The organism is Sphingobium estronivorans, from assembly GCF_008692605.1.
Taxonomy (GTDB): Bacteria; Pseudomonadota; Alphaproteobacteria; order Sphingomonadales; family Sphingomonadaceae; genus Sphingobium; species Sphingobium estronivorans.
Map to the genome: position 1 here is coordinate 124,805 of NZ_LFCT01000011.1, position 24,009 is coordinate 148,813.

Here is a 24,009-nt window from a genome sequence, read left to right on the forward strand (position 1 = left end):
TCGACTCAATAATGTATATACCTAAATGCGCCTCCTCACCATTGTCCAGAGAGGAAGCGCATGGCGCTCTGGTTCGAACAGGCACTGCTCCCCGAAGGCTGGCGCAAGGGCGTCCGCATCACGCTGGCCGGAAACCGGATCGCGACCCTCACCTCCGACACGAACCCGCAGCCCCAAGACGAACGCCACGGCCCCGCTTTTCCGGGCCTCCCCAATGTCCACAGCCACGCCTTTCAGCGCGCCATGGCGGGCTTGACCGAACGCGCTGGAAACACTGCCGACAGCTTTTGGACCTGGCGAGAGGCGATGTACCGCTTCGTCGACCGCCTGAACCCCGAAGGGCTGCACGCCATCGCCGCGCTCGCTTATGCCGAAATGCTGGAAGGCGGCTTCACCCGCGTCGGCGAGTTCCATTATCTCCACCACGACCCCAATGGCGCGCCCTATGCCAACCCCGCCGCCATGGCCCAAGCGATCGCACAGGCCGCCCGGGACAGCGGCATCGGCCTGACCCTGCTCCCGGTCTTCTACGCTCATGCCGATTTCGGCGGAGCGCCGCCGACCCATGGCCAACGCCGCTTCCTCCACGACCGCGACAGCTTCGCCCGCCTGCTGGAAGCCCTGAAGCCGCTGGACGTCCCGTTGGGCATCGCCCCCCACAGCCTGCGCGCCGTCACGCCGGAAGAACTGGCCGCCATCCTTCCCCTCGCGCCGGACGGGCCCATCCACATCCACATCGCGGAACAAATGGCCGAGGTCGACGCCTGCCTCGGCTGGAGCGGCCAGCGCCCGGTCGAATGGCTGATGGATCATGCCCCGGTCGACCGCCGCTGGTGCCTCGTCCACGCCACCCACATCACCGAGAGCGAACGCAACCGCATCGCGCAAAGCGGCGCCACCGTCGGCCTCTGCCCGATCACCGAGGCCAATCTGGGCGACGGCCTCTTCCCCGCCCAACCCTTTCTGGCGGCAGGCGGCCGGATCGGCATAGGCTCCGATTCCAACGTCGAAATCGACGTTGCCGCTGAACTACGCCTGCTCGAATATGGCCAGCGCCTGAGCCGTCAAGGCCGCAACCTGCTGGCGTCAGCACCCGGTCAATCCACCGGTGCCAGCCTCTACAATGCCGCGCGGCAAGGCGCCCACGCCCTCGGCGCGTCCCCCGCAACGCTCGCCCCCGGCGCTCGCGCCGACATCGTGACCCTGCGTCGCGACCCGCCCGCCCACGCCCTGCTCGACGGCTGGATCTTCGCCCGCGCCCGGATCGATAGCGTCTGGTGCGACGGCAGGAAGCGGGTTAGCGCGGGCGTTCACCATGGCCGCCCCGCGATAGAGGCGCGCTATAACCAACTCCTGAAGGCTCTCCTCGATTGACCGCCCTCCACAGCCGCATCCGCCGCGACATAGAAAGCCGCATCATGTCGGGCGAATGGCGCCCCGGCCACCGCATCCCTTATGAACATGAGTGGATGGACACCTATGGCTGCTCCCGCATGACGGTGAACAAGGCGCTGCGCTCGCTGGTGCAATCGGGCCTGCTGGAAAGCCGTAAGCGCGCGGGCACCTTCGTCGCCGCCCCGCGCTTCCACCGGGCCGCGCTCGAAATCCCCGACATCCGCGCGGAAGTGGAGGGACAGGGCCTGACCTATCGCCTCGAACTCCTCTCCCGCCATCGGCGCAAGGCGACGGAGGAGGACAGGGCGCTGCTCCGCGTCCCCGGCGGCGAACTGCTGGTCATGGAATGCCGCCATTTCGCCGAAGACCTGCCCTATGCCCTCGAACATCGCCTGATCAACCTTGCCGCCGTCCCCGAAGCCGCTGATGTCGATTTCAGCGCCGAACCCCCCGGCTCGTGGCTGCTCGGCCATGTCCCCTGGACGGAGGCGGAACACCGCATCACCGCGATCAATGCCGACCCCGCCATGGCGGACAGGCTCCACGTTCCCGAAAACGCCGCCTGCATGGCGCTGGAACGCTGGACGTGGGTGGATAAGGGGCAGGGCGAGCAACGCATCACCTACGCCCGCCTGCTCTACCCCGGCGACCGCTATGCGCTGGTCGCCCATTTCCACGCCTGAACGAGCCGCTCCCCTTCCGAAAATCTGGAACGCCACCCAACCGATATGCTATAGTCCCCGCGCACCCATCCAAGGGGGACTCGCCATGGTCTATTGGAAGCTCAAGGGCCGGGAATTCGCCAACTGCAATTGCGAATATGGCTGCAACTGCCAGTTTGGCGGCCTGCCGGACAAGGGCCATTGCCAGGCGGCCGTCGGCATCGCCATCGACGAAGGCCATCATGGCGACACGGACCTGTCGGGCCTCAACATCGCGGGCGTCTTCCGCTGGCCCGGTCCGATCCACGAAGGCCGTGGCGAATGCGTCGCCTTCGTCGATGAACGCGCCACCGAAGCGCAGCGCCATGCGCTGCTCACCATCATGACCGGCGGCGATACCGATCCGTTCGCGACCGTCTTCGCGGTCTTTGCCTCCACCATCACGACCCTGCACGACCCCCTGTTCGTGCCCTTGCAGTTCGAGGTGGATGTGGAGGGACGCAAGGGCCGGCTGCGTATCCCCGGGCATCTGGAAATGGACGGCGAACCGATCCGCAGCCCGGTCAACGGCGCCGAAGTCCGCGCCCGCATTCAATTGCCCGACGGCTTCGAATATGAAGTGGCGGAGATTGGCTCCGGCGCGACCCGCTCGACCGACCCGATGCCGCTGGCCCATGGGTCGAGCTACGGCCAGTTTGCCCATCTTCATCTCGACAGCCATGGCGTCGTCCGAAGCGCATGAGGACTGAAGTGGAGGCGGTGCTCGCCCGGCATCGCATCCTGTCCCTCGCTGCGCTGGCTACGCTCATCCTGCTCGCCTGGGGCTGGCTGCTGCTGGGGGCGGGCATGGACATGGCTCCGATGGCCTCGCTCGCGCCTGCCGGCCTTCAGCCGCCGGACGCGATGCCAGATCCGATGCCAGATTCGACGATGGCGATGCCCATGCCGGCTGCCAGTCCCTGGACGGCGGCGCAGTTCGCGCTGACGCTGGCCATGTGGTGGGTGATGATGGTGGCGATGATGCTGCCCTCCGCCGCGCCGACGATCCTGCTTTACGCCCGCGCCGTCTCCCATCGTGAGATCGAGACCCGTCCCGCGACGGAAAGCTTCCTGGCGGGCTATCTGCTGGTCTGGGGCCTGTTCTCCCTGCTCGCGACGATTGCGCAAGGGTGGCTGAGCGCCGCCGCGATGCTGGCGCCCATGGCGATGGCGTCATCCAGCCGCTGGCTGTCGGCGGGGCTGCTGGCGGCGGCGGGCCTCTATCAACTCAGCCCATGGAAGGACGCCTGCCTGCGCCAGTGCCGCAACCCGGCGGTGTTCCTCAGCCGCTATTATCGCCCCGGCCGGACGGGCGCGCTGCGCATGGGGATGGTCCACGGCGCCTGGTGCGTCGGCTGTTGCTGGATGCTGATGGTGCTGCTGTTCGTGGGCGGCATCATGAACATCGCCTGGATCGCGCTGCTGACGCTGCTGGTCGCGCTGGAAAAGCTGTTGCCCTGGGGGCGTTTCGTGTCCCTCGCCACGGGCCTGGCCTGCATTGGCCTGGCGGTGATGCTCGTGGCTTGAGAGGGCGGTTGGGTGGGTGGCGGACGCCGCCCCTCCGTCACGCCAAGGCCCCCATCGTCACCCAGCGCAGGCTGGGGTCTCAGGCCATGTCGCGCGCTATCTCCCGAGATCCCAGCCTGCGCTGGGATGACGAAAGGGTGGGAAGCGGACTGACGGCTTACAAACAGGCATAGAAAATTAGCGGCCATTCGTTCTGCATGTCAGCTTCGTTTAGAAGCTACGTCGCCCGTTCATCGCAGACCATGCACCGCCAGATCATTGGCAATTAGCCCGTTCCATTTGGTTGGCTGAAAGCTTTCCACCGGACTGCCGATGACACGCTGATCGCGCCAAGCCCAGTGCGTCGGCGACGCCGTATCGAAACTGAATCCTGGCGACAGCCATAAAGGCTCCGCCAAGCGCGCATACCGGACCTCAGTGCGGCGCATAAGCCGCACCAAGCCTGAAGGCGTAAGACGGAACACTTCGCGCCGTTTGAATGGGGTGATGGGATGAAGTGAAAGGCGCCAACCCTCACCGTCGAAACGAAAGCTTCGAAAAGCCGGATCGTAGTTCCAACGTTCGACAATGAGGACATCGGAGCGCACATCTCGCACCGCATCGTCATGCAAGCACAATCCCTCCTCAGCGAAATTCTCCAGTTTATCTGAAAGTGGCGGAGGCGGGGGTGGGATTTCGCGCCCGATTTCTGCGCTCGTGGCGTAGGTCGTTTGTAATCGCTCGTTGTTGCATCCCGGTCCAATCGGCCCGAGTGAAAAGCGGCGCGCAGAGGTCAGCCGCGATGCGCGCATCGACAGCTTGTCGAGCGGCACTTCGACAAAGCTCTTTGCCACGAGCGAAAATAGGAGCCGCTGGCAAATGTCCCAACACTTGCCGGAGGAACCTAAGCCTCTGTCGATTGCATGGGTGACGGAAAGACCAACCGGCAGTATTGGAGGGGCGCCGTGATCTTGCGCGATCAGGGCCTGAACGCGTCGTTCAGTGATCCCATTGGCCCACCGTGGAATACCAAAGCCAACCGCCAGCGGCAGTATGGCGGCGGCCGCCAGCATTGCCAAACGCGGAGTGCCGTCCGACACTCTCCGCAGGATCATATAGATTGCTAGCGTCGGCGTTAAATAAATCCACGCTCCCGGCGCGAGGACGATAAGCCACGCCAAGGGGATGCCGATAAGCGTCAGCATGAGCAGAACGACTATTCCTGGCAGGAAAATCGCGCAGGCGGTTCCTATCGTCCCTAACAACCAGATATAAAAAAGGCGCCGATCAATGAGATTCATGTTTATTTATGGCTTCCGCAGTGAGCTTGATGTGAATTGCTCTAATAAGACACCACTCATATCCTCATCTCAACATCAATTCGTGCATTCGGCCTGTTCCGGCTCCAAGGTATTTTCCGTTAACGTCCGCTTCAGAGTATCACGCATATCCAGATGAATGACCACAACTGGTCGCATCCGGACACTGAACAGGAATGACTGGCTCGGGATCGAGCGTGCCCCATGGGCCGGCCATCCCGCAGAAGCATCTTCAACCCCAGCCGCCAAAGCGCCGCGTCAGTGCGCCAGCAACAACGGCACGCGCACTTCGCGCAGCATGGTGCGGGTGACGCCGCCGAATACCATTTCGCGCAGGCGGCTGTGGCCGAAGGCGCCCATCACCATCCAGTCCGGCTTCAGCACGCCGATCGCGGCCTTCAGCGCCGCCTCGATCGTGCGGCCGTCCTGCGGCCAGGTGTGGAACTGGCACTTGATGCCATGGCGGGCCAGATATTCCGGCGCATCGGTGGCGGGGAAGGGATATTTGCCCGCTTCCTCCACCGTCACGACATGCACCTCCTCCGCCAGCTTCAGCAGCGGCACGGCCAGCCGCAATGCGGTAGAGGCTTCCTGCGACCCCTCCCACGCCACGACCGCGCGGCCGGTCACGGAGAAGGATTTCGCCTCCTGCGGCACTGCGATCACCGGCGTCCGCCCGGCCAGCGCCAGATCGGCGGCCAGATGCAGCGGATCGGCCAGTTCCCGACGCGCGCCGGACGGCAGGGTGACGATGACCCCGTCGGTCAGCGTCGCGGCGGACAGCAGGCCGTGCACCATGTCGCCCTCGACATGCCGCCAGTCCCAGCTGACATCCTCCCGCCGCAGCCGGTCCTCGACGCGGAGCCTGGCCTTTTCGTCGATGTCGTACAGTTCCGCCATCATCGCGGGCGCCATGGACGCGCCGCCATACATGTCCGCCGCGACGAAATCGGGCATGCTCGTCACCTGCACGCAATGGATGTGCGCGCCCGAAGCCCGGGCCAGATCGCAGGCCGCCTGCAAGCGGCTTTCCGCGCCATGATCTTCGTGGATGTGCAGCAGGACCGATTTCATCGACTGTCTCCCGGCAAGCAACGTTCGTGCCCTGCCTGACGAGGCCCTTCTTTGGCGCCGTCGCCATCAGGGATAATCCTTATATCCCTTTTCGGCGTGAAATCGATGGCATTGACGCGTTTCCCGCCAGCCGGTCCCCGCCATCCCTATCCATAATCGCAATTGAGCGCCGCTGTCCGTCATGACAGACATTTCCGAGGGTGTTTCATGGAACGACCGGGCCAGGATGACGAAGCGCAGCGCGGTTCCTTGCCGAACAGGCTCCGCCTCGCCGCGAAAATCCATCTCGGCGCTGACCCGGAACGGCTGATTTCCGCCGGGCGCCTGGTGTCGGCCCTGTTCGCCGCGCTGGCCATCTATCTCGACCCCACGCGCCCCGCCCGGTCGCTGGACGAAGCGCATTTGGTGCTGGGCGCCTATATCCTCTTCTCCCTGCTGCTCATTCCGCGCCCGCTGCGCCGCTCGCTCGCCCATCCGCTGCACCTGCTGTCCCATGGCGTGGATGTGCTGGCGTTGGGGACGCTGGTTTTCCTCACCGATGAACTGGACAGCCCCTTCTTCCCCTTCGTGCCCTTCATCCTGCTGGCGACCACCTTGCGCTGGGGGATGCGCGGCGCGGTGCTGGGCGCGGTCGCCATGGAAATCATGATGATCATAGTGGGATGGCAGGATCTCACCGATGGCGATTCGGAACTGAATGTGGTCATCATGCGGTCGGCCTATTTTTTGGTGGCGGCGGCGATGCTCGGCTATTTCGGCGCCTACCGCGCGCGCAGCGGGCAGCGCTTCGCCCAGCTTGCCTCCTGGTCCGCCATGCCCGCCAGCATGGACGAGCGGGCATGGCTGCATGACATGCTGGACCATGCCGCCCGGCTTTTGGGCGCGGGGCGGCTGATCCTGTTGTGGCAGGACCGTGCCGATCCTTATGGCCGCGCCGCGCTGTACGGGCCGGATGGGCTGATATTGCTGCCCTTGTCCAGTGCCGCCGAACGGACTGGGATCGGCGGTATCGCACAGGCGGCGGGCTGGCCGGTGCCGGCGATGCGGGACATCCGCTCGGCACCCTTCGCCGGGACGCGCGGCAAGGGGCGGCTCTATGTGCTCGACGCGCCCGGCCGCCGCGAGGATGACGCCGCGCTCGCGCGGATCACTGCTCAGCGCATCGGCGACGAGCTGGAACGTTTCGCGCTGACGCAGGCCATCGCCGAAAGCGCGCGCGACCAGGAACGCGTCCGGCTTGCCCGCGACCTGCATGACAGCGTGTTGCAGGACCTGACGGCGGCGACGCTGACGCTGAAGGCCGCCGCCGCCGCCGTGCCACCCTCCGCCCGTCCGTCGCTTCAGGCGGTGAGCGCGATGATGGCCGCCCAGCAACAGCGCATCCGCCTGTTCGTCGAGGGCAGCCGCGCGCCCGACATGGCCGCCGTCCGCCACCTGTCGGCCAGCCTTTCCCAAAATGTGAACGATCTGTGCGATCAGTGGGGCTGCGACATCGGCCTGACGGTCACGCCTCCCGACATGGAGGCGCCCGCCCTCGTCCATCGCGAACTGGCGCAGCTTCTGTCGGAAGCGACCGCCAACGCGGTGCGCCATGGCGGCGCGACGCGGCTGAACGTCGAACTCAGCCGGATCGGCCATGGCCTCAGTCTCTGCATCGCGGACAATGGCTGCGGCATGGTTGCGGGGGATAATGACGATCCGTCCCGGCCCCGTTCGTTGCTGGCGCGGGTGGAGGATATGGACGGCAGCCTGGCCATCACCCGCTATGCTCCCGGGCTGGCACTGCGGATCGAGGTGCCCCTGCCATGAGCGGACCGTCATGACCCGGTACAGCGTCTTTCTGGTCGACGATCATCCCGTGCTGCTGCGCGGCCTGGCCGATCTGGTCGCGATGGAGCGCGATTTCACGGTCGTCGGCAGCACGACGCAGGGCGCCGAGGCCTTTGCCATGATCGACAGGTTGAAGCCCGATCTGGCGGTGCTGGACATCAACATGCCCGATGTCAGCGGACTTGCGATCCTGCGGCGCATCCGGGCGGCGGACCTGCCGGTGCGGGCGGTGTTCCTGACCGCGATGATCACGCCGCCCCAGGCGGCCGAGGCGCTGGCCCACGGCATATGGGGCATATTGCTGAAGGAGGCCGCGCCCGACACGCTGATCGACTGCCTGCGCAGCGTGGCGGGCGGGCGACGCTGGTTCGCGGAGGATGTGGCGGTCAAGCTCGGCAGCCTGCCGATGGAGGCGCCGCCGCCGCCGCCGGGGCTGGCCGGGTTGACGCCACGGGAACTGGAGATTGCCGGGCTGGCGTGCAGCGGCCTGTCGAACAAGCTGATCGCCCGCGAACTGGGCGCGGGCGAGGGGACGGTGAAAATCCACCTGCACAATATCTTCCAGAAGCTGCGGATCAATAATCGCACGGCGCTGGCGGCGCTTTATTACCAGCGGATGGAGTCCGGCGCCCCGCCGGACGCCTGACCACCCCAAAGCGGGCAAAAGGGGATAGCTGGAAGGGTTAGCCCCGGTTCCTTCGAAGTATATAATTCCATGGATTCCGCCGGCCCGCCGGCGCCGCCTATCCTGCCCGCATCCGAAACAAACTGGGGGCAGAGGCAAGATGGCGACGCAGATTCGGGATGACCTTCCGCCACCAGCCTATATGCTGAAACCCGATCTGCTTTCGCTGGATCAGGCGCTGGCGCTCGACATGGGGCAGGCGAACCGGCTCTATGCCGATCACGTCAACCGCTACATGCTCCAGATTTTCGGCATATTGGGCCTCGACCGCATGGACGTGCGCGCGGCGGAGGGGACCGTGCTGCACCTGACCGACGGGCGGCAGGTCCTGGATTTTTCGACCGGCATGGGCGTGGTCGGGCTGGGCCATAATCACCCGCGCGTGATCGAGGCCGAACGCCTTTGCCATGAACGGCGCGTGATCGACTGCGCCAAGCTGTCGCCCAGCAAGTTGCAGGCGGCGCTTGCCTATAATCTGGCGCAGATATTGCCCGATCCGCTCGACACCAGCTTCTTCACCACATCGGGGGCGGAGGCGAACGAGGCCGCGATGAAGCTGGCCGAACGCATCCAGACGCCCAAGGGCAAGCGGAAATTCCTCTGCATGAAGGGGGCGTTCCACGGCAAGACCCATGGCGCGCTGGCGCTGACGACGGCGACCGACGTGCATCAGGGTTTCCTGCTGGGCGTGCCCAAGGAGAATGTCGTCTACGTTCCCTATGGCGACATCGACGCCCTGCGCGCGGCGGTCGCGGCGGAGGCGATGGAAAAGGGCAACGGCATCATCGCCGCCATCATCGAACCGATCCGGGGCACCGCCTGCGAAGTGCCGCCGCCGGGCTATCTGGCGGCGTTCGCGCAACTGTGCCGCGACAACGACATCCTCTCGATCTTCGACGAGGTGAAGGTGGGGACGGGCCGCACCGGCCGTTTCTGCGCCTTCATGCACGAAAATGTCGTGCCCGACATGGTGACGCTGGCCAAGACGCTGGGCGGGGGAAAATGCGCCATGGGGGCGATGGTGACGTCGCAGGCGCTGTTCGAGCGCGCCTATGGCAACCGCAACGACTGCAACCTGCACAGTTCGACCTTCAGCGGTCTGGGCGAAAGCTGCGCGGTGGCGATCGAGACGCTGAACACCCTCTATGATGACGGGCTGATCGACAATGCGGCGGAAATGGGCCTCTATCTGGAGACGCGGCTGGAGGCGCTGAAGGCCAGTTATCCGCGCACGTTGATCGACATCCGGGGAAGGGGGCTGTTCCGCGCGATCCGCCTCAATTTCCGCGAGGACCTGGCGTCGAAGCTGATCGACGTGTCGACCAATCCGCTCTTCCTCACCTATCAGACCGTGCTGATCGGCGCGGTCGCGCGGCAGCTTTATGAGCGGCACAATGTCATCGTCCACTTCCAGCCGGGCGCGCGCGACATATTGCATTTCATGCCGCCCTTCGTCGTGACGCGGGCGCAGATCGATCAGCTGATCGACGGGCTGGACGATATTTTCGCGCGGGGTATCGCCGACAGCGCGCTCCGTTTCGTCGTGGAAAATGCCAAGCGGGTGCTGAGCCGCCCCTTCGCCAAGGACCGGTGAATGTTCCAGTTCCGGGCACGGGAAGCGCTGGCCGCTTCCAAACCGACGCCGGTGCTGGACCCGGCCTGCGCCATCGGCTTTCCGCTGGCGGCGGTGCTGTTGTTCCTTCTGTCGACCCATCATGGAATCGGCATTTATCCCGACAGCACGCGCTATATGGGGCTGGCGGCGCGGCCATGGGATGCGCCGCTCTATCCGGCGCTGTTGCATCTGGTGGCGGCGGCGGGGATCGACATCGCCGCGGCGGCATGGGGCATCGGCCTTATACTGTGCGCGCTCAATGCCGCGCTGACATGGGCCGTTCTGCGCGAGGCGAGCGGGCGGGGGAGCTATGCGGCGCTGGGCACGGCGCTGGTGGTGATCGCGCCGCAGACCGTCGCCCTGCACGCGCTGGCCATGTCGGAACCGCTGTTCCTGACGATGATCCTGGTCAGCATGTGGGCGCTGCTGCGCTATCTGGGGTCGGACGACCGGCGCTGGCTGCTGGCGGTGGGATGCGCGGTCGGGCTGGCGTCGCTGGTGCGTTTCACCGGGCCGCCGCTGGGCGCCGCCATTGCGCTGTTCCTGTTGCTCGACCGGCGCCAGCCCTTGCTGCGCAGGCTGGGGGATGTGGCCTATGTGGCGCTGCCGTCCGCCCTCCTGTTCCTCGGCTGGGCGATGGTGAGTGAATGGCTGATCGGCCGATCCACCGGCCGTCCGCTGGAATGGCTGGGCAATATGACCGCCGACGACTGGCTCACCAGCTTCACCGCGCTCACCGCCTGGATCGTGCCCGATGAAGTGCCCTTCGCGCCCCGCGCCGCGCTGTTCCTGATGGCGGTGGCGGCAAGCCTCGTCCTGCTCTGGCACCATGGACGGCGGGTGTTGAGCCGGGAGCAGGCCGATCCGTCGCTGCTCGCGGTGCCGTTGGGCCTGTTCTTCTTCACCTATCTGGGCTTCATCGTACTGGCGACCTCGATCGAGGCCAATCTCCACCTCAACAGCCGCTATGCCTATCCGGTCTATTGCACCAGCATCATGGCCATGACCATCGTTCTGGCCCGCCTGCCCGCGCAGACCGGGCGGGCGCGCAAGCTGCACGGCGCGCTGGTCGGCCTCGCCCTCTTCATGGGGGTCAGCCATATGCTGCGCACCGCCGACCGGGTGCATCAGGCCTATCGGGAGGGGCTGGGCTTCGCGTCGCTGCAATGGACGCGTTCGCCGACGCTGGCGGCGGTGGGGCAGTTGCCGTCCGACGCCATCCTCTACAGCAACGGCCCCGATGCCATCGGCTATGTGCTGCGCCGCCATGCGCGCAACATTCCCGCGCACATCCTGCTGCGCACGGGGCGGGAGGACCCCGCCTTCCCCTATGCCGCGCAACTGGCCGATGCCCGCAGGGCGCTGGCCGGGGGCAAGGCCTATATCGTGTTCCTGAACGGCGTCGACTGGCGCTTCTACATGGCGAGCGAGACCGAACTGGTCCGGCGCCTCGACCTTCGCCTCATCACCCGCCGCGCGGACGGCAGCATCTACGGAGTGAATCATGAACACTGACGGCATCACTGTCCGCCCCGTGGCCGCGCCGTCCAAGGCCGGCCGGGGCCGCCTGCGCGATTATGTGGCGATCGCGCGGCTCGACCATATGACGAAGCATGTGTTCATCCTGCCGGGCATTGTCCTCGCCCATGTGCTGCGCCATCCGGCCACAGAGATCGCGGCGCTTCCGATCCTGATTGGTCTGGTGAGCGCGGTCGCCATCGCCTCGGCCAATTATGTCATCAACGAATGGCTGGACCGGGAGTTCGACGCCTATCATCCGCTGAAGTCCGCCCGCACCGCCGTCCATCGCAGCCTGTCGGCGCCGATCATCTATGCCGAATATCTGCTGCTGGTCGGCGTGGGGCTGGGCCTGGCCGTGCAATTGGGGCCGCTCTTCGCCTGGACCGCCGCCGCCTTCGTGCTGTCGGGCCTCATCTACAACGTCCAGCCGGTGCGAACCAAGGACCGGGTCTATCTGGACGTGGTGAGCGAGAGCATCAACAATCCCATCCGTCTGATGCTGGGCTGGACGATGATCGACCCCGCCACCATGCCGCCCAGCAGCCTGCTCTTCGCCTATTGGATGGGCGGCGCTTTCCTGATGGCGGCGAAGCGGCTGGCGGAATATCGGGATATCACCGCCGACGGCGGCGCCGATCTGCTGCCCCGCTACCGCCGGTCCTTCGGGCGGTATAATGCGGAAAATCTGGCGGTGTCCTGCCTGCTCTACGCGATGCTGTCGGCCTTTTTCCTGGCGGTGTTCCTCATCAAATACCGGCAGGAATATATTTTCGCGCTGCCCTTCATCGCGATCCTCTTCGCCAGCTATTTCTGGCTCGCCATGCTGCGCGGATCGGTGGCCTCCCGGCCGGAGCGGTTGTTCCGGTCCCGGCGGCTGATGCTGGCGAGCTTCGCGGTGGCGGCCTCGCTCACCATCCTCACCTTCGTCGACATGCCGTTCCTGAACTATCTGTCGACGCCCAGCTTCATCTATGTCCGGCCATGATCGACTGGGATCGCCTGGACCTGATCGTGTTCGATCTGGACGGCACGCTTTATGACCAGCCGCCCGTGCGCAGGCGGATGGCGGTGATGCTGGCGGGGGAGGTGATCCGCAGCCGGTCCACGGCGGTGCCGCGCATGCTGGGCGCCTATCGCCGCCGCCGCGAGGCGCTGGCCGAGGCGATGGCACAGGATTTCGCGCGGGAGCAATATTGCCTTCCCGGCTGCGACCCCGGCGCGGTGCGGGCGGTGGTCAGCGAGTGGATGGAGCAGCGCCCCTTGCCGCTGCTGCGCCGTTTCCGGGTCGAGGGGGCCGGGCGGCTGTTCGCCCGCCTGTCGGCCAGCCATAAGGTGGCGGTCCATAGCGATTATCGAGTGGAAGCGAAGCTCGCCGCGCTTGGCCTGTCGACGCGCTACGCCGTCGCGGCGGAGGATGTCGGGCGGTTGAAGCCCGATCCGGCGGGGCTGCGCTGGCTGATGGCGATGGCGGGGGCTGATCCCTCCCGCACGCTGATGATCGGCGACCGCGACGACCGGGATGGAGAGGCTGCGCGCCGGGCCGGGGTGCGGGCGCTGATCCGGGGGCGCGATTTCCGCCATTATAACGATCCGGTCTTCGGCCATGCTGCCTGACTTTACCGCCACCGTCGGCGCGCTGGCCGCGACTGTCGCCGAAAGGGAGCAGGGCGCGGGCGGATCGCCGCAGGCTGCGCGCGACTTCGTGCTGGCGAGTTTTGCGGCGATGCCGGGCTATTTGCGGCCGCCCTTGCGCGCGGCGACGCTGTTCTTCGACGCCTGGCCATTGCCCCGGCGCGGGCGGTTTTTCCATGCTTTGTCCCCCGCCGAGCGCCGCGCGCAGATGGAGGCGTGGGAGGCCGGACCCGCGCATATGCTGATGCGCTTCTATGTCAGCCTCGCGCTCGTCAGCCTTTGGCATGAGTGAGCCGGTGGCGGACAGGCTGCGCGCCGATGTGGCGGTGATCGGATCGGGACCGGGCGGCTCCGTCACCGCGACGCTCTGCGCCGAGGCGGGCTATTCCACCCTGCTGGTCGAGGAGGGTCCCGATTTGCCGCTCGATGCCATGGCGCATTTTTCGGGCGAGGAAATCCTCCATAAATATCGCCACGCCGGCGTCACCATGGCGTTCGGCAATCCCTCCATCACCTATGTCGAAGGGCGCTGCGTCGGCGGCGGAAGCGAGGTCAATCGCGGCCTCTATCACCGCACGCCGCCCTATGTGCTGGAGCAATGGGCGGGGAGCCATCATGTCGATGCGCTGACCCCCGAAGCTCTTGCCCCGCATTTCGAGGCGTGCGAGGCGACCGCGCGGATTGCCGCCCTGCCGGGCACGCCGCCGCCCTTGTCGCAGCGGCTGGGGGAGGGGGCCATGCGGCTCGGCTGGGATGCCATCGCCGCGCACCGGCTCTACGATTATGAGACGGGGCGCAAACAGTCGATGAGCGCGACCTTCGTGCCGCGTTTTCGCCAGGCGGGGGGAAGGGTGATCGCGGATATGCGCGCGCAGCGTATCCGCCGGATCAATGGCCGATGGGAAGTGACGGCGCGCCATCGCTCGACGGGGTCGGTCACCATCGTCGCCGATGCGCTGTTCGTCGCCTGCGGGGCGGTGCAGACGCCCGCTTTGTTGCGCCGGTCGGGCATCCGGCACAATATCGGCGACAGCCTGCGCTTCCATCCGATGCTGAAGGCGGTCGCGCTGTTCGATACGCCGGTCAACCGGCTGGGCGACCCCGATCCGGTCCATCAGATCAAGATGTTCGAGCCGCGCTTCGGCATCGGCTGCTCGATCAGCTCGCCCGCGATGCTGGCGCTGGCTCTGGCGGCCAATCCCCCGATGCGGGCGCGGATCGCTGCCGATGCGGCGCGGATGGGACTCTATTATGTGCAGAACGGCACGGGCCATGGCCGGGTCCGCACCCTGCCGGGCTGTCATGATCCCGTCGTGTCGGTTTGCCATGAGCAGGCGGAACTGGATCAGCTTTACGACGGCCTCCAGCATCTGATCCGCGCCCTGTTCGCGGCGGGCGCGCAGGCGGTCCAGCCCTGCATGCCGGGTTTCGCCATGCTCCGGTCGGTTGAGGACATGGCGACCCTGCCCGAATGCCTGCCGCGCAAGTCGGCCATGCTGACATCGGTGCATGTCTTCGCCTCCTGCCCGATGGGGGAGGATCGGCGGTTGAGCGCCACCGATTCCTGGGGACGGATTCACGATGCCGACGGCTTGCGCATTGCGGACGCCTCGCTGATGTGCGGGCCGACCATCGCCAACCCGCAGGGCAGCGTCATGGCCATCGCCCATCGCAACGCGCTGCACGCCATCGCACGGAGATTTGCGTGACGCTGCATCTGGTCACGGGCGGCTCGGGCTTCATCGGCGCGTCGATGGCGCGGCGGTTGCATGAGCAGGGGGACCGGGTGCGCGTGGTCGATCTGCTGCGCGACCCTGCCCTGCCGCCCGGCATCGAGTTCCACCAGGCCAGCATCTGCGACCGCGACGCGATGGCGCGGGCGATGCGGGGCGTGACCGTGTTGCACCACCATGCCGCCCTGGTGGCGCAGAGCAATGCCGGGCGGCGCTATCACCAGGTCAATGTCGAGGGCAGCCGCATCCTCGCGGAAGAGGCGATCCGCGCTGGCGTCGATGCCATCGTCCATCTCAGCAGCACGTCCGTCTATGGCCTGCCGCCACCGGGACCGATCACCGCCGAGACGGTGCCGCAACCGCTGGAAAGCTATGGCCGCTCGAAATGGGCCGCCGAAAGGGTGATGGCGGGGCTATGCGAGCGGGCGGGTGTGCCGCTCATCACCATCCGGCCCCGGGCGACGCTGGGGGACGGGCGGCTCGGCATCTACCAGATCCTGTTCGACTGGATCGCGGAGCATCGGCGGCTCTACATCATCGGCGACGGCCGCAACCGGATGCAGTTCGTCCATGTCGAGGATCTGGTGGATTTCATCCTGCTGGCGCTGTCGCTGGGGCACGGCGGGACCTATAATGTGGGGACGGATGATTTCGGCACGTTGCGCCAGGATCTGGAAGGGCTGATCGATCATGCGGGCAGCCGCTCGCGGATCGCCGGCCTGCCGGTGTTGCCTGCGATGATGGCGCTGGGGGCGCTGCATGCGCTGCGCCTGTCGCCGCTGGTGCCGTGGCAATATCGGACCTATCATCGCGACTGTTATTTCGATGTCGCGCCGCTGCTGGCGATGGGATGGACGCCGCGCTGGTCCAATGCGACGATGCTGGCGCAAAGCTACGACAGCTACCGGGCGCGGCGGCCTGTGGGGGACGCCTCAGCGCACCGCTCCCCCTTGCGGCAACAGGCCATCGGCTTGCTTCGCCGTCTTTCCTGAAAAGGGCAGCCAGCCAATCGCGAACAGGGCGGTCGGCGCCCAGAGCAGCAGGTGGGCAAGCAGCAGCACGGCGGCGGCATGGTCCGCCGCGATGCCGCTGCGGGTGAAGGCGGCCAGTCCGAACAGCTCGAACGTGCCGAAATGGCCCGGCAGGCCGGGGACCAGCGTGCCGAGCGTACTGGCGGTGAAGGCGGTCATCGGCGCCTGCCATTGGCCGAGCGTGCCGCCAAGGCTGACCCAGGCGCCCAGGAACAGCACCGCCTCCAGCAGCCAGCAGAGGAGGGAAAGGGCGCTCAGCAGCGCGACCCTTCGGGGGGAACGGAGGATGGCAAAGGTGGCCAGCATGTCGCGGAAAGCATGCGCGATGCGGCCTTTAAGGCTTTTATCCCGCCCCCCGGCGGGCGATCTGACGGGCAGGAAACGCAGGATCAGGGGCGCCCCCACCATGCCGATCGTCGCCACCGCGATCAGCGCCAATCCACCCATTGGCGGCAGATGCAGCGCCACCAGCGCAACGCCCAGCAGCAGCAGGGCGGCAAGATCGTAAAATCGCTCGATCAGCATCGCGCCCAGCACGCTGCCGGTGCGCACGGCCATATGCCGCTGGAACCAGGCCAGGCGGAACAGGTCCCCGGCCCGCAGCGGCAACAGGTCGCTGATGCCGAAGCTGGCGATGAAGGGCGCGGGCACGGCGCGCAGCGGCAGGCTCCGGCCCGTCGCCGCCTCCAGCAGTACCCAGAAACGGACGGCGCGCAGCAGGAAATCCAGCGCATAGGCGGCCAGGGCGACGCCCAGCGGCATCATCGCCGCGCGCGACAGGGCCGCCATCGCCGCGCCCATGTCGACCTGGCGCAGGAAGAGCAGCAGCAACGCCACGCCGACCAGGCAATGGACGGCAATGCGCAGCGGACGGCGGAAGGGGGAAGGATCGCGCATGCAGCGCCATCCTATGCCCGTGACCGCCGATCGGAACAGCGCGAATCGGGGGGAAAGGGATTACCCCCTCATATCGCAGGTTTCATATCGCGGCGTCGCCCGGGGGGCGAAAGCGCCGGTCATCCCACCCGCAGCGCCGCCAGTTCCTCCGGCGACAGCCGCAGTTCGGCGGCCTTCACGCTTTCCTCTACCCGCGCGGGGCTGGACGCGCCGAAGATCGGAATGGTCGGCTGCGGCTGGTTGACGAGATAGGCCAGCGCGACATCGTTGATGCCGACGCCACGGTCCGCCGCAATCCGCCGGGCGGCTTCGAACCGGGCGTCATTGGCCGGATTGGCGTAAAAGGCGGCCAGCGCCTCAGGCAAGGCGCCCTTTTCGCGCATGGCGAAATAGCCGCGGCTCTGCGAACAATAGGGTATGATGGCAAGGCCGCTGTCCTTCAGCGCCTGCTCGGCATGGTCTTCGAAATAGAGCACATAGCCCTGCTGCGCGGCATGCGCCTCATCCGGCTTGGCAAGGCCCCAGAAGGGTTGCAGCGCGACAAAGCCTTCGCTGCCCTTGCCACGGGCATATTCATTGGCCTCCAGCACGCGGGCCGCGGTCCAGTTCGACGCGCCGAACCAGCGGATCTTCCCCTCCGCCTTGGCGTCGATCAGCATGTCCATGATGGGCGCGACCGGCGCGTCCACATTGTCCATGTGCAGCCAGTAGAGGTCGATCGTGTCGATGCCCAGATGCTCCAGGCTTTCCAGAAGGTCGCTGCGGACATCTTCCGGATTCACCCGGTTGCGGTAATCGCCAACCCGCATATCGAACAGACCGCCCTTGGTGGCGATGACGAAATCCTCCCGCTTCCGGCCCTTCAGCCATGCCCCGATTGCCCGCTCGCTGGCGCCCTTGGGTGCGTCGGGAATCCAGTCGCCGTAGGAACGGGCGGTGTCGAGGAAATTGCCGCCGAGCGCCGCGAACCGATCCAATATCGCGTTCGCTTCCGGTTGCGCGATGGCGGTGCCGAGCATGTTCGTGCCGTAACAGAGCGCACTGACCGATAGATCGGTGCTGCCGATCCTCACCTTTGAAAGCATGATATTCTCCTTTTTTTGTCCGTTCCGCGCCACCGGCACAGTCGAGAGGATTTCGCATCCACGTTGCCGACATGCTAAATTGTTACGCATTATGTGAAAACCGGAAAAAAAATTTATTTTCTTTCGTAATATGGGTCGATAGAGATATTGCCGATGTAACGAGGGGACGGCTTGGCTTTGACCGGCGGGATTTCATTGTATCTGGAACTCCTTGGGCGGGCAGGCTAGGGCGCATGCATCGAAAAGGAGGGCGAGCGGCAATGCAGATCAGAAGTGGGCGAACGATGACGCCGCCAGCGCTGGACGGTCTTGACACCAATATTATCGAAATATTGCGCACGAACGGACGAGCCACCAACCAGGAAATCGCCGAACGGTTGTCCGTCACCGCCGCCACCGTTTCCGCCCGCCTGCAGAAGATGGAGGATGCCCGCGTCATGCGGGTCGTCGCGGTCACGGATTTTTCCGCCTATGACTATAACGTCATCATTGCGCTGGGCGTGCAGGTGCAGGGTCGCGACGTGGAGGCCGTTGCGCGCGATCTGGCCGATCTGCGCGAGGTGTTGAGCGTCAACATCATGAGCGGCAGTCATGACATCGAATTGCTGGTTGCCCTGCATGATTTCGCCGAAGTGCAGCAATTGCTGTTCGCGCATATCGCGGATATCGACGGCGTGTCGCATATCTCGCCGGGCGTCGCCGTCGACATGGTGAAGTTCGAATTCAACGTGGTGCCGCTATGACCGCTCCTGCTCCCACATCCCGCCTCGACCAGCTCGACCACGGCATCGTCGAAAGGCTGGCGCGCGATGCGCGCATTTCCAACCGCGCCATCGCGGCCGAACTGGGCGTGACCGAAGGCACCATCCGCACCCGCATCAAGCGGTTGCAGAATGAAGGGTTGATCCAGTTCACGGTCGTCACCGACTTCCGCATGGCGGGATCGCCCAATCTCTGCATGTTGGGGATCGATGCCGATCCATCCCATGTCGAGGAACTGGCGCGCAGCCTGTCGGACATTCCGGAAATCACTTGCGTCATCTCGCTGCTCGGCCGGTACAGCCTGCTGATCATGGGGCTGTTCAACAATCTGGAGCAGTTGAACGATCTTGTCGTTCAGCGGATTCGACCCCTGCCGGGCGTGCAGCGAGTGGAAACCTCGATTTCGGTGCATAACGTCAAATATGAGGCAGGCATCGCCAAAATCACGCGGAAACAGGGCGAGGGTTAGAGCGATTTTCTAGAGCGATTTTCAGGCGATCGGAAAAGATCGCCGGATAAGAAATCGCTCTAAATCGTCAACCCACCCCCAATGGTCCGCAACAGATGGACCAGTTGGCCTTGCCGGTGCGTCCCGGTCTTGGCGAAGATCGCGCGCAGATGGGCTCGCGCCGTATTATGGGCGATGTCGAGCGCCCGCGCCGCGTCCACCAGCGCCGCGCCGCGGGCAAGCTGAACCGCCAGCCCCGCCTCGGCGGGCGTGAGCTGAAACCGGTCGCGCAGCGATTCGGGATCGGGCCCCTCCACCCGCGCCGGATCGGCCAGGAACAGCGCCAGGCTGGCCCCGTCGCCATAGGCATTGGCCGGCAACGCCCGCGCCACCCCCCGCAGCGGCTGGCCATCGGGCACGGCAATCTCCAGCCGCTGTTCTTCCCCGGCGGCGGGCGGGTTGCGCAGCAGGCGGTCCAGCGCCGCTGCCGCCGCACCCAATAGCGGCTCCAGCCGGCCCTGGCGCTCGGCCAGGGCGGTCGCTTCGACCAGCATCCGGTCCGCCACCGCGTTGCGCCGCAGGATCCGGCCATCGCGCGCCAGAATGAAGCTCGCGACCGCCAGCCCCTCCATCGCGCTGCTGAACACCTGCCGTTCGGCCTGGGTCGAGGTCAGCCGCGCGTGCAGGTTCAGCGCGATCCGCAGATGCGGCACCAGCCGCGCTATCAATGCCAGTTCCCGCTCTCCGAAATCGGGCCAGCTCATGTCGCGGGTGACGCGCAACCGCACCGATGCGCCCGACGGCGCATGCAGGTCGACGCCCATGATCTGGCCGGTCCCTGCCTTGTGCAGCCATTCGCGGAAGCGGGGCGGAACATGGCGCACGAAATCGCTGAAGATCACGGCCCGGCCTTCGGGCAGGTCGACAAAAGGGTCGGCGGCGAACAGCTGCTCATATTCGGCGGAACGGGACGGATCGCCGCCGGGGGTAACCTGCGACGCGATCCCGCTATGCCCGGTCGCGACCAGCAACGTGGCGAAGGGCGCGTCGGCCGCTACCGCCAGCGCGCGCAAAAACCCCTCCCAAGGTGGATTTTCCGTCAGCCCGCCATAAAGCGCCTCCAGCAGCGAGGAGACATCCGCCTCATCGGCAGTGTCCCTCGCCGACGCGGCATCGGTGTCGTTCGGATCGTCCATAGGCCCGCTATAGAGCCACGCCGCAGCCCACCGCGCAAGAGGAAGGCTGGCTCCCCGTCTCCGTCAGCCATTACCCCATTGGATGAAATGGCCGATGTCGGTGCGCTCATGCGGCTTGCGCCCGGTGTTGGCGAGCCAGTGCGCGGTGATCTGCAATTTGGAGTCCAAGGGCTGAACGACCTCGACCAGCCGGTCATATTCGGTCCGCGCGATCCGCCACACGCCGTCTTCCCGGCGATATTTGTCGCGATAAATGGCGCTGCCGCTGGTGTGGAGCTGGTCATCCAGATTGATGAAGATGTCCTCCAGATACCAGATGCCCTCCGCCTCGTCGGCGCCGGTCAGAGTGATTTCGGGCATATGGCCATGATGCATGGGCGCCGTGCCGGAATGGAAGCTGTTGGCCAGGAAATCCATCATATTGTCGCGCCCGGCCAGCTTCACCTTATAGCCGCCGCCGCGATATTCGACGCTGATATCGTCCGTGAACAGCGTTGCCAGCAAGGGCAAATCCGCCGTATCGATGCCCCGGAAATAGCGATGCTTGAGTGTGCGGATATCCTCGAAATCGCTCAGCTCTTGCAGCGAATATGCCATGCCTCTCTCCATCACGCAAAATATATATGTTATGGACTAGTAACTGGCATATGCGTATTTGTCACGATGATATATTACGTTGTTGAGTGAAGGAATGGCAGGAGACGATGGCGTGAGCAGGGCAGGGCAAGGCAGGGTGGCGATCGTCACGGGCGGGACGCGGGGGATCGGCGCCGCGATCGTCCGCCGACTGCTGGAGGACGGCTATGACGTCGCTACCTGCGGCCGCACCGCACCCGATGCGCCGATCGCCGTCGATGGGCGGGCGGCGGTGTTCGACGCCTGCGACATTCGCGATCCGGCGGCCGTGGCGGACTGGATCGCCGCCGTGGCGCAGCGTCATGGCCGCATCGACCTGGTCGTCAATAATGCGGGCGGTTCGCCCCATGCCGATGCCGCCACGGCCAGCGCCCGCTTTTCCGAACGCATCCTGCAACTGAACCTGCTCGCGCCGCTTTATGTGGCGCAGGCCGCCTATCCGCATCTGAAGGCGGCGGGCGGTTCCGTCGTCAATATCGCCAGCGTGTCGGCGGTCCGACCCTCGCCGGGCACGGCCATCTACGGCGCGGCCAAGGCGGGACTGGTCAGCCTGACCACCAGCCTTGCGCAGGAATGGGGGCCGGACGTGCGCGTCAACGCGATCATCGTCGGCCTCATCGAAACCGAAACGTCGGAACTGACCTATGGCAGCGCAGGCGCGCAGGATCGCATCGCCGCCTCCTTGCCCCTCAAGCGCATGGGGCGCGGCGCGGACATCGCCGATGCGGTGCTGTTCCTCGCCTCGCCGGGCGCCGCCTATGTCAGCGGTGCGCGGCTCGACGTCCATGGCGGCGGCGAGCGGCCGCTGTTCCTGGAAATCGTCAAGCAGGAAGCCGGGCAGGCCTGAAGCAAGGGAGAATGGGAATGTCGGTCACTCTGGAAAGCCTTGCCGCGCGCATCGCCGCGCTGGAGGACATCAACGCCATCCGCCAGCTCAAGGCCCGCTATCTGCGCGCCTGCGACCTCAAGCAGGTGGAGGATCTGCGCGACACGCTGGCGCCGCAGGGCCTGAAGCTCGACTATCAGAATTTTCCGCTGTTCACCGATCGGGAGGCGTTCATCGCCCTGTTCGAAAGCATGGCCTGCCAGGGCGGCGTCTACGACCTTCACCATGCGGGCAATGCCGATATCGAACTGACCGGGCCGGACGAGGCGCGGGGGCGCTGGACGCTCAATTTCCGCACCATCATCCTCGGGCTGCGGTCCGTGACGCAACTGGTGGTGGAATATGAGGATGTCTACCGCCGCCAGGACGGCCGCTGGTGGATCGCGGAATCGGTGAGCCGCATCAGCTCCATGCTGACCGAGGAAATCGCGGAGGACGGCGCGTCCCGCTATCTCGTCTGGGGCGAAGCGCCGCCGCCTCCGGCGCAAGCTGCTGAATGAAATCCCTGAACAGGAAAGTGAAGATGCAATGATTGATTACGGCATGGACGGCAAGGTTGCGCTGGTCACGGGCGCGGGCGGCGGCATCGGCCGGGCGGCAGCGCTCGCCTTCGCCCGCTCGGGCGCGGCGGTGCTGGTCAGCGATGTGAACGAAACGGGCGGCGCGGAAACCGTGGCTCTGATCGAGGCGCAGGGCGGCAAGGCGGCCTGGCAGCAGTGCGACGTCAGCGACGGCGCGCAGGTGAAGGCGATGGTCGCCGCCGCCGTCACCCATTTCGGGCGGCTGGACTATGCGTTCAATAATGCCGGCATCAACAATCTGGGCCGCGACGAATATGAGGATGAGGTCTGGGCGAAGGCCATCGGCATCAACCTGAGCGGCGTGATGTTCTGCATGCGCGAAGAGGCGGAAGTGATGCTGAAGCAGGGCGGCGGTGCGATCGTCAACACCGCCTCGATCAACGGCCTGGTCGGCAATCCCAGCCAGCCCGGTTACACCGCGTCCAAGCATGGCGTCGTCGGCCTGACCCGCCATGGCGCGCTGCGTTGGGCCAAGGCGGGCATCCGCGTCAATGCGGTCTGCCCCGGCGTGATCGAAACCGCGATGACCGCCGCGGTCACGGCTGATCCGAAACTGCGCACGGTGGTCGAGAACATGACCCCCATGGGCCGCATGGGCAAGGCGGAAGAGATCGCCGAAGCGGTGGTCTGGCTCTGCTCCGACGCGGCCAGCTTCGTAACGGGTCATCCGATGGTCGTGGACGGCGCGGCAACGGCGTTTTGATCTTCAACGCACCGGGCGGAAGCAATTCCGCCCGGTGCGTTCGATCAATCCAGATTCGCGAAGTCGAACTGGCTGGTCGGGATGATGTCGACCTTGCTGAAATCGATGAAGCCGCCGCAGCTTTCCATCATCAGCCTTAGATTCTCGGCAAATTTGGCCTCATCCCCGACGGCGTCGAAAAAGGCCTGGGGATTGCTCATGGCCTCCAGCGGGAAGCATTCCTCGACAAAGGCGTCATAAGCGGGCGCATCCGCCGTCAGCGCGCGAACGATGACATTCTGCACATATTCGAAATTGGACTGGGTATCGATCGCCACCCGCGTGTGATGGCTATGCCAGTGCGCCACGCAATCGTCCCAGCTCTTGTCCGGGCGGAAGGTGATGAAGCTGGCCTGGCTCCAGCCCCAACTCCGCTCCCCGGCCTGCGGCGGATGATCGCGATTGGCGATGATCGTCGATTCCGCCACCAGCCACGCCGCGAAGCGTCCGGCTGACGCCGCCAGAACCGCATCGACTTTTTCGCGAAACAGCGCATTGGCCGAAGGCAGCCAGAATTGCACGATGGCATCCTGCTGCGGCGCCTGCCAGGTCTGAACCAGTCCGGCCGCCGGATCGACCGCGGCGTCGCGAATGTTGAGGCGAATGCCGCTGGCGCCCACCTCCTTCAGCGCGCCGGGTAGGGTGGCGGTCAGGCGCGCGCCGAAATCGGCCCGCGCCTCGCCCTCCGGCGCCCAGAGCGCGCAGATCAGCTTTTCCATATCCTCTCCCTCTGT

General features: G+C 65.7%; 25 protein-coding genes. 18 read left to right on the forward strand and 7 right to left on the reverse strand.

What is annotated here, in order from left to right; translation table 11 throughout:
* The first annotated feature begins 15 nt into the window (after positions 1-15).
* The 4 genes from F7P65_RS09605 (at position 16) to F7P65_RS09620 (ending at position 3,623) form a co-directional block, all read left to right on the forward strand.
* Entirely contained in the window at positions 16-1,374 is a 1,359-nt protein-coding gene (locus F7P65_RS09605) for a formimidoylglutamate deiminase (protein ID WP_420853315.1), read from the forward strand.
* Positions 1,371-2,078, forward strand: a complete 708-nt coding sequence (gene hutC, locus F7P65_RS09610) for a histidine utilization repressor (RefSeq protein ID WP_205452005.1) — start codon at positions 1,371-1,373, stop codon at positions 2,076-2,078. The genes F7P65_RS09605 and hutC overlap by 4 nt, the downstream gene beginning before the upstream one ends.
* An 85-nt stretch (positions 2,079-2,163) precedes the next feature.
* A complete protein-coding gene (locus F7P65_RS09615; protein WP_150291515.1) occupies positions 2,164-2,799 on the forward strand; it encodes a DUF1326 domain-containing protein in 636 nt (211 codons plus the stop codon).
* The gene (locus F7P65_RS09620) at positions 2,796-3,623 is read left to right on the forward strand and encodes a DUF2182 domain-containing protein (RefSeq protein ID WP_150291516.1); all 828 of its coding nucleotides are present in this window, start codon (positions 2,796-2,798) and stop codon (positions 3,621-3,623) included. The genes F7P65_RS09615 and F7P65_RS09620 overlap by 4 nt, the downstream gene beginning before the upstream one ends.
* Positions 3,624-3,853: 230 nt before the next feature.
* On the opposite strand, the gene F7P65_RS09625 is transcribed toward F7P65_RS09620, so the two are convergent.
* Both F7P65_RS09625 and F7P65_RS09630 read right to left on the reverse strand, forming a co-directional pair.
* Positions 3,854-4,903 carry a hypothetical protein gene (locus F7P65_RS09625; protein ID WP_150291517.1) on the reverse strand — a complete coding sequence of 350 codons (1,050 nt, stop codon included), beginning with the start codon at positions 4,901-4,903 and terminating at the stop codon, positions 3,854-3,856.
* 276 nt (positions 4,904-5,179) lie between these two features.
* Positions 5,180-5,995: a universal stress protein gene (locus tag F7P65_RS09630; protein WP_150291518.1), complete on the reverse strand. Its 816-nt coding sequence runs from the start codon at positions 5,993-5,995 to the stop codon at positions 5,180-5,182.
* A gap of 207 nt (positions 5,996-6,202) precedes the next feature.
* Between F7P65_RS09630 and F7P65_RS09635 the strand changes: the two genes are divergently transcribed.
* The 9 genes from F7P65_RS09635 (at position 6,203) to F7P65_RS09675 (ending at position 16,003) form a co-directional block, all read left to right on the forward strand.
* On the forward strand, positions 6,203-7,804 hold the full coding sequence (locus tag F7P65_RS09635; RefSeq protein ID WP_150291519.1) for a sensor histidine kinase: 1,602 nt from the start codon (positions 6,203-6,205) through the stop codon (positions 7,802-7,804).
* A 10-nt stretch (positions 7,805-7,814) separates the two neighbouring features.
* On the forward strand, positions 7,815-8,471 hold the full coding sequence (locus F7P65_RS09640) for a response regulator (RefSeq protein WP_150291520.1): 657 nt from the start codon (positions 7,815-7,817) through the stop codon (positions 8,469-8,471).
* Positions 8,472-8,610: 139 nt separating this feature from the next.
* A complete protein-coding gene (locus F7P65_RS09645) occupies positions 8,611-10,104 on the forward strand; it encodes an aspartate aminotransferase family protein (RefSeq protein WP_150291521.1) in 1,494 nt (497 codons plus the stop codon).
* Entirely contained in the window at positions 10,105-11,640 is a 1,536-nt protein-coding gene (locus F7P65_RS09650) for a glycosyltransferase family 39 protein (protein ID WP_150291522.1), read from the forward strand. It abuts the gene before it with no gap.
* Complete coding sequence (locus F7P65_RS09655; RefSeq protein ID WP_150291523.1) at positions 11,630-12,631, forward strand: UbiA family prenyltransferase; 1,002 nt, start codon at positions 11,630-11,632, stop codon at positions 12,629-12,631. Before F7P65_RS09650 ends, F7P65_RS09655 begins: the two co-directional genes overlap by 11 nt.
* Positions 12,628-13,260, forward strand: a complete 633-nt coding sequence (locus tag F7P65_RS09660; protein WP_150291524.1) for an HAD family hydrolase — start codon at positions 12,628-12,630, stop codon at positions 13,258-13,260. The genes F7P65_RS09655 and F7P65_RS09660 overlap by 4 nt, the downstream gene beginning before the upstream one ends.
* Positions 13,250-13,570: a hypothetical protein gene (locus F7P65_RS09665; protein WP_150291525.1), complete on the forward strand. Its 321-nt coding sequence runs from the start codon at positions 13,250-13,252 to the stop codon at positions 13,568-13,570. The genes F7P65_RS09660 and F7P65_RS09665 overlap by 11 nt, the downstream gene beginning before the upstream one ends.
* Positions 13,563-14,987 carry a GMC family oxidoreductase gene (locus F7P65_RS09670; protein WP_150291526.1) on the forward strand — a complete coding sequence of 475 codons (1,425 nt, stop codon included), beginning with the start codon at positions 13,563-13,565 and terminating at the stop codon, positions 14,985-14,987. Before F7P65_RS09665 ends, F7P65_RS09670 begins: the two co-directional genes overlap by 8 nt.
* The gene (locus F7P65_RS09675; protein ID WP_205452007.1) at positions 14,984-16,003 is read left to right on the forward strand and encodes an NAD-dependent epimerase/dehydratase family protein; all 1,020 of its coding nucleotides are present in this window, start codon (positions 14,984-14,986) and stop codon (positions 16,001-16,003) included. Before F7P65_RS09670 ends, F7P65_RS09675 begins: the two co-directional genes overlap by 4 nt.
* Here F7P65_RS09675 and F7P65_RS09680 read toward each other — a convergent pair.
* Together F7P65_RS09680 and F7P65_RS09685 are read right to left on the reverse strand one after the other, a co-directional pair.
* Complete coding sequence (locus F7P65_RS09680) at positions 15,944-16,939, reverse strand: lysylphosphatidylglycerol synthase transmembrane domain-containing protein (protein ID WP_150291527.1); 996 nt, start codon at positions 16,937-16,939, stop codon at positions 15,944-15,946. The two genes, F7P65_RS09675 and F7P65_RS09680, sit on opposite strands and share 60 nt — an antisense overlap.
* A gap of 119 nt (positions 16,940-17,058) precedes the next feature.
* Complete coding sequence (locus tag F7P65_RS09685; protein WP_150291528.1) at positions 17,059-18,024, reverse strand: aldo/keto reductase; 966 nt, start codon at positions 18,022-18,024, stop codon at positions 17,059-17,061.
* 260 nt (positions 18,025-18,284) lie between these two features.
* On the opposite strand from F7P65_RS09685, the gene F7P65_RS09690 reads away from it, so the two are divergent.
* Both F7P65_RS09690 and F7P65_RS09695 read left to right on the forward strand, forming a co-directional pair.
* Positions 18,285-18,767: an Lrp/AsnC family transcriptional regulator gene (locus F7P65_RS09690; RefSeq protein WP_162854586.1), complete on the forward strand. Its 483-nt coding sequence runs from the start codon at positions 18,285-18,287 to the stop codon at positions 18,765-18,767.
* On the forward strand, positions 18,764-19,255 hold the full coding sequence (locus tag F7P65_RS09695) for an Lrp/AsnC family transcriptional regulator (RefSeq protein ID WP_150291530.1): 492 nt from the start codon (positions 18,764-18,766) through the stop codon (positions 19,253-19,255). Before F7P65_RS09690 ends, F7P65_RS09695 begins: the two co-directional genes overlap by 4 nt.
* A gap of 59 nt (positions 19,256-19,314) precedes the next feature.
* On the opposite strand, the gene F7P65_RS09700 is transcribed toward F7P65_RS09695, so the two are convergent.
* Together F7P65_RS09700 and F7P65_RS09705 are read right to left on the reverse strand one after the other, a co-directional pair.
* Positions 19,315-20,430, reverse strand: coding sequence for a helix-turn-helix transcriptional regulator (locus F7P65_RS09700; protein WP_150291531.1), 1,116 nt, complete (start codon positions 20,428-20,430; stop codon positions 19,315-19,317).
* Between the two features lie 63 nt (positions 20,431-20,493).
* Positions 20,494-21,027, reverse strand: coding sequence for a nuclear transport factor 2 family protein (locus F7P65_RS09705; RefSeq protein ID WP_150291532.1), 534 nt, complete (start codon positions 21,025-21,027; stop codon positions 20,494-20,496).
* A 112-nt stretch (positions 21,028-21,139) separates the two neighbouring features.
* On the opposite strand from F7P65_RS09705, the gene F7P65_RS09710 reads away from it, so the two are divergent.
* Genes F7P65_RS09710 through F7P65_RS09720 form a run of 3 tightly spaced genes read left to right on the forward strand, consistent with a single transcriptional unit; the run spans position 21,140 to position 23,236 of the window.
* Positions 21,140-21,913 (forward strand): SDR family oxidoreductase, encoded by a 774-nt coding sequence (locus tag F7P65_RS09710; protein ID WP_240334256.1) that lies wholly within the window; start codon positions 21,140-21,142, stop codon positions 21,911-21,913.
* Between the two features lie 17 nt (positions 21,914-21,930).
* A complete protein-coding gene (locus F7P65_RS09715) occupies positions 21,931-22,452 on the forward strand; it encodes a nuclear transport factor 2 family protein (RefSeq protein WP_150291534.1) in 522 nt (173 codons plus the stop codon).
* 28 nt (positions 22,453-22,480) lie between these two features.
* The gene (locus tag F7P65_RS09720; RefSeq protein ID WP_150291535.1) at positions 22,481-23,236 is read left to right on the forward strand and encodes a glucose 1-dehydrogenase; all 756 of its coding nucleotides are present in this window, start codon (positions 22,481-22,483) and stop codon (positions 23,234-23,236) included.
* A gap of 44 nt (positions 23,237-23,280) precedes the next feature.
* Here F7P65_RS09720 and F7P65_RS09725 read toward each other — a convergent pair whose 3' ends face one another.
* The gene (locus F7P65_RS09725) at positions 23,281-23,994 is read right to left on the reverse strand and encodes an EthD domain-containing protein (RefSeq protein ID WP_150291536.1); all 714 of its coding nucleotides are present in this window, start codon (positions 23,992-23,994) and stop codon (positions 23,281-23,283) included.
* Positions 23,995-24,009: the final 15 nt, after the last annotated feature.

Bases quoted from the DNA above. Each gene is read 5' to 3' on its own strand.
- F7P65_RS09650 (WP_150291522.1), top strand. From the start codon at position 10,105: ATGTTCCAGTTCCGGGCACGGGAAGCGCTGGCCGCTTCCAAACCGACG.
- F7P65_RS09725 (WP_150291536.1), bottom strand. From the start codon at position 23,994: ATGGAAAAGCTGATCTGCGCGCTCTGGGCGCCGGAGGGCGAGGCGCGG.
- F7P65_RS09630 (WP_150291518.1), bottom strand. From the start codon at position 5,995: ATGAAATCGGTCCTGCTGCACATCCACGAAGATCATGGCGCGGAAAGC.
- F7P65_RS09635 (WP_150291519.1), top strand. From the start codon at position 6,203: ATGGAACGACCGGGCCAGGATGACGAAGCGCAGCGCGGTTCCTTGCCG.
- F7P65_RS09655 (WP_150291523.1), top strand. From the start codon at position 11,630: ATGAACACTGACGGCATCACTGTCCGCCCCGTGGCCGCGCCGTCCAAG.
- F7P65_RS09695 (WP_150291530.1), top strand. From the start codon at position 18,764: ATGACCGCTCCTGCTCCCACATCCCGCCTCGACCAGCTCGACCACGGC.
- F7P65_RS09615 (WP_150291515.1), top strand. From the start codon at position 2,164: ATGGTCTATTGGAAGCTCAAGGGCCGGGAATTCGCCAACTGCAATTGC.
- F7P65_RS09665 (WP_150291525.1), top strand. From the start codon at position 13,250: ATGCTGCCTGACTTTACCGCCACCGTCGGCGCGCTGGCCGCGACTGTC.
- F7P65_RS09640 (WP_150291520.1), top strand. From the start codon at position 7,815: ATGACCCGGTACAGCGTCTTTCTGGTCGACGATCATCCCGTGCTGCTG.
- F7P65_RS09690 (WP_162854586.1), top strand. From the start codon at position 18,285: ATGCAGATCAGAAGTGGGCGAACGATGACGCCGCCAGCGCTGGACGGT.
- F7P65_RS09625 (WP_150291517.1), bottom strand. From the start codon at position 4,903: ATGAATCTCATTGATCGGCGCCTTTTTTATATCTGGTTGTTAGGGACG.
- F7P65_RS09680 (WP_150291527.1), bottom strand. From the start codon at position 16,939: ATGCGCGATCCTTCCCCCTTCCGCCGTCCGCTGCGCATTGCCGTCCAT.
- F7P65_RS09700 (WP_150291531.1), bottom strand. From the start codon at position 20,430: ATGGACGATCCGAACGACACCGATGCCGCGTCGGCGAGGGACACTGCC.
- F7P65_RS09715 (WP_150291534.1), top strand. From the start codon at position 21,931: ATGTCGGTCACTCTGGAAAGCCTTGCCGCGCGCATCGCCGCGCTGGAG.
- F7P65_RS09670 (WP_150291526.1), top strand. From the start codon at position 13,563: ATGAGTGAGCCGGTGGCGGACAGGCTGCGCGCCGATGTGGCGGTGATC.
- F7P65_RS09645 (WP_150291521.1), top strand. From the start codon at position 8,611: ATGGCGACGCAGATTCGGGATGACCTTCCGCCACCAGCCTATATGCTG.
- F7P65_RS09705 (WP_150291532.1), bottom strand. From the start codon at position 21,027: ATGGCATATTCGCTGCAAGAGCTGAGCGATTTCGAGGATATCCGCACA.
- F7P65_RS09660 (WP_150291524.1), top strand. From the start codon at position 12,628: ATGATCGACTGGGATCGCCTGGACCTGATCGTGTTCGATCTGGACGGC.
- F7P65_RS09620 (WP_150291516.1), top strand. From the start codon at position 2,796: ATGAGGACTGAAGTGGAGGCGGTGCTCGCCCGGCATCGCATCCTGTCC.
- F7P65_RS09720 (WP_150291535.1), top strand. From the start codon at position 22,481: ATGATTGATTACGGCATGGACGGCAAGGTTGCGCTGGTCACGGGCGCG.
- F7P65_RS09685 (WP_150291528.1), bottom strand. From the start codon at position 18,024: ATGCTTTCAAAGGTGAGGATCGGCAGCACCGATCTATCGGTCAGTGCG.